The 3,788-nt window shown below is 32.5% G+C and carries 4 protein-coding genes and 1 pseudogene; all 5 read left to right on the top strand.

From position 1 onward, the window contains the following. Positions 1-430: pseudogene (locus tag V7Q02_RS14885) on the top strand (BMC domain-containing protein); the annotation flags it as partial. 6 nt (positions 431-436) lie between these two features. Then, entirely contained in the window at positions 437-1,099 is a 663-nt protein-coding gene (locus V7Q02_RS14880) for a phosphate propanoyltransferase (protein WP_333861877.1), read from the top strand. 12 nt (positions 1,100-1,111) lie between these two features. Next, complete coding sequence (gene eutJ, locus V7Q02_RS14875) at positions 1,112-2,098, top strand: ethanolamine utilization protein EutJ (RefSeq protein ID WP_333861876.1); 987 nt, start codon at positions 1,112-1,114, stop codon at positions 2,096-2,098. A gap of 60 nt (positions 2,099-2,158) precedes the next feature. Continuing rightward, a complete protein-coding gene (locus tag V7Q02_RS14870; RefSeq protein WP_333861875.1) occupies positions 2,159-3,118 on the top strand; it encodes a flavoprotein in 960 nt (319 codons plus the stop codon). Positions 3,119-3,151: 33 nt separating this feature from the next. Then, the gene (locus V7Q02_RS14865; RefSeq protein ID WP_011989415.1) at positions 3,152-3,433 is read left to right on the top strand and encodes a EutN/CcmL family microcompartment protein; all 282 of its coding nucleotides are present in this window, start codon (positions 3,152-3,154) and stop codon (positions 3,431-3,433) included. Positions 3,434-3,788: the final 355 nt, after the last annotated feature.

The following is a 3,788-nucleotide window of genomic DNA, read 5'->3' as shown; positions in this document are numbered from 1 at the left end:
GGCAAAGGAAGAACCAGTTCCAGAAGAAACTGAGGAGATAAAGGAAGAATCAGTTTCAGAAGAAACTGAAGAGCCAAAAGAAGAATCAGTTCCAGAGGAAGCTGAAAAACCAGAAGATTTAGCTCTTGAGAAAGACATAGAAGTGGAAGAGGAAAAAGATTCAACTCCTGAAAAAGATATAGAGTCAGAAGAAGGTTTGACTCTTAAGGAAAGCACAGAGCCAAATAATAGTAATCCAAATGAGGAAACAGAAGAAAAAGATGTAGAAGCAGCTGTTAAAAAAGATAAAGGTAAAACAGGAAATCATGTTTCTTCGAAAAAGAATGCTAAGGATAATGAAATATGTAATATATGTCGTGATCCTGCATGCCCTAGGAGAAAAGGACAGCCAAGGCATTTATGCCTTCATTATAAAAAGATGGGAAAGTGATGAATTATGGTAGAAATAAATGAAAAATTAATACAAGATATAGTAACTAAAATTGTAACTGGAAATAAACCTGAACCTAAGGCTGAAATTGACAAGGATGGATTTTCTATACCTGTAGGCATATCAAATAGGCATATACATTTAACTAAAGAGCACTTGGAATGTTTGTTTGGCGAAGGATATGAACTGACAGTTAAAGGTTCGGTAAAGCAGCCAGGACAGTTTGCAGCAAATGAAACTGTTGCCGTTGCAGGACCAAAAGCTATTTTCCCTAAAGTAAGAATTTTAGGACCTATAAGAAGCTATAGTCAGATTGAAATATCTAGAACAGATTCACGTACTCTTGGTATAAAAGCACCAGTTAGAAATTCCGGAGATTTAGATAACTCAGCAACTCTTTCTGTTATTGGACCTAAGGGATCAATAATTTTAAAGAATGGAGTTATATGTGCTAACAGACATGTTCATATGTTACCAGAACAGGCAAAGGTTTATAATGTAAAAGATGGAGAGTTAGTAAAGGTAGAAACTATGGGAGATAAAGGAGTTATTTTCAAAAATGTTTTAGTTAGAGTAACTGATACCTCCGCTTTAGAATTCCATATAGACACAGATGAAGCTAATGCGTGTGAAATAAAAAATGATGCTTTAGTTAGAATATTAAAATAAGCAGGTGATGATATGGCAAGAAAGCTTTCAAGAATTTTATTAGGAGTGAATGATCCACCTAAGAAATCTTCAAAACAGGATGTGCCTAAAGAAACTCCGAAAGAAGTTTCAGAAGAAGCACCAAAACAGGATTCGAAAGGAAAAAGTGTACCTAAAAAACCAGCTAAGAAAAGTATATTAGATGATGCTAATGCATTCATAATGGATATGGAAAAAGTTATGAAAAGGCCTAGGGCAGTGGGAAAAGATGATAAATTAAAGGTTGGAGTAGATTTGGGTACATCTAATATTGTTGTAGCAGTATTAGATGAGAACAATAAGCCAGTGGCAGGAGAATTATTTTCTGCAAATGTAGTTAGAGATGGCATAGTTGTTGAATATCTTAATGCTGTAACTATACTTAGAAAATTAAAGGGTAAATTAGAGGGTACTTTAAATAGAGAATTATTGTATGCTGCTACAGCTATACCTCCAGGAATAAGTACAGGAAATACAAAGGTTATTCAAAACGTGGTAGAAGCAGCAGAATTTCAAGTAAGTAATGTAGTGGATGAACCAACTGCAGCCTCTGAAGTTCTGAAAATAAAAAATGGTGCAGTGGTAGACGTAGGTGGCGGAACTACAGGAATATCCATATTGCAAGATGGAGAAGTAGTGTATTCAGCAGATGAACCTACAGGGGGACATCATTTGAGTTTAGTTGTAGCTGGAGCACTTCAAATGGATTATGAAGCAGCAGAAAAATATAAAGTTGATATAAAGAATTATAATAGAGTATTTACATTGGTAAGACCAGTAGTAGAAAAAATGGCAGATATAGTTGTTCAGCACATTAAAGGATTTAATGTAAATGAAATTTACCTTGTTGGAGGAACCTGTTATCTGAAAGATATAGAAAAAATATTTGAAAAGTATACAGGTATAAAAACTATTAAGCCACACGATCCACTTTTGGTAACACCTATGGGAATTGCTATGAATGATACTAAATTCAGTTAGGAAGTATTCTGTAAGATATGGCTAGAGGTTAAGTGACTTAAAAATAAGTGAGGTGAGTAAATGGATATTCAAGATTTACTAAGGCCTATAGTTACTCAAATTGTAAATATGTTAAATAAAAGAGCACTTTTGTTTATATCTGGAGGAGAAGTCAATTTAAAAGAAATATTTGAATCTCTTTCTTCCATGGGTATTATAAAATACGATATAGTTATGACAGAAAATGCCAAAGATGTTATTCCACAAAATTACATTAGTAGTTTGAAAGGAAAGATGATAGAATCTAAAGAAGAATTGACGGGTGCTTTAAAGGCAGATGACTTAATAGTAATACCTGTAATGACTAGAAACACGTTGTCTAAGTGTGCAGTTGGGATACAGGACAATTTAGTTACCACAGGTATAGCAGAGGCGCTTATGATGGATAAAGAAATAATTGCAGTAACAGACAGTTTTGATCCGGAAAATCCTACGAATGTGTCTTTAGGGCTTAATAAAAATAAAGCATATAATAAATTTATATTGAATTACAAGAATACTTTGAGTAGTTTAGGAATTAATTTTGTAGAAGGAAATAATTTGAAAAAAGCAATAGAAGAAAAATGTGTTCTCATAAACCACAGAACGGTACATGGTGAGGAAAAAAGTCAGCCTGTGAATAAAGAGAGCATGGAAGATTTAATTAGTGCTATAGTGGAAAAGCAAATAAATAGCAGATTAGCTAATATAAAACCAGTAAACAATACTGTACAAGAACAAACAAATAATATTGTAGAAAAGGTAGAAAAGGTAAAAGACACACCAATAGCTTGTGAGATTCCAAAAGTATCTTCAAATACAGGTTCAAGTGAACCAAAAGTGATTGAAGATAAAAGGATGTTATCTGGAATTATAACAATGAAAGATATCATGCAAGATGCTCACGGCTGTAAAGAAATTAATGTAAAAGAAGGTGCTTTAATAACTCCTTTAGCAAAAGATTATATAAAAAATAATGATATAACTGTAAGGTATTGTTAGTAGCTGAAAAACTTTAAGAAAAGGAGAATAAGTATGTTTTTAGCTAAAGTAGTGGGAAACGTTGTTTCTACTCAGAAGCATGAAAAACTCATAGGAAATAAACTTCTAATAGTTAAAAAACTAGATGAAAAAGAAAATATCATACAAACTGAACCTATGGTTGCTATAGATACAGTAGGTGCTGGAATTAACGAAATTGTTATTGTGGTTACAGGAAGCGGAGCAAGAAAAGCAAGTAATACTATAGATATACCCACAGATGCTTCAATTGTAGGAATTGTAGATTCCGTTGAGTGGAACGAAAGTTTGATTTAATGCATCCTTTTCAAAATAATATTTTATGTAGTTGATTTTAGTAAATATATTCTCAAATGACATTATGTATGATTAGAATATATATTACTTTATTTTTTAAAAGTGCTCTTTATTGTATGTACCCATTGTATTTGCAGATAAAGGTTGTGTGATATTTATAATATTTATGGCACCAATATAAGTAAAGGATTAACAGTTGTAAATTTCTTTACTGAACTCAGAAAATGAAGTATAATGTCATAATAGTAATATAAATATTGCAACACTTTAGAGGGAAGAGAGGTGTAATAGATGGATTTGCTAAAAAAGATTAAAGATGCAGGTATTATAGGAGCTGGAGGAGCAGGATTTCCGA

This window comes from Clostridium sp., from assembly GCF_036781005.1.
Taxonomy (GTDB): Bacteria; Bacillota; Clostridia; order Clostridiales; family Clostridiaceae; genus Clostridium_B.
The sequence above is the reverse complement of the archived record's forward strand: the minus strand, read 5'-3'. Positions and strand labels throughout refer to the sequence as shown.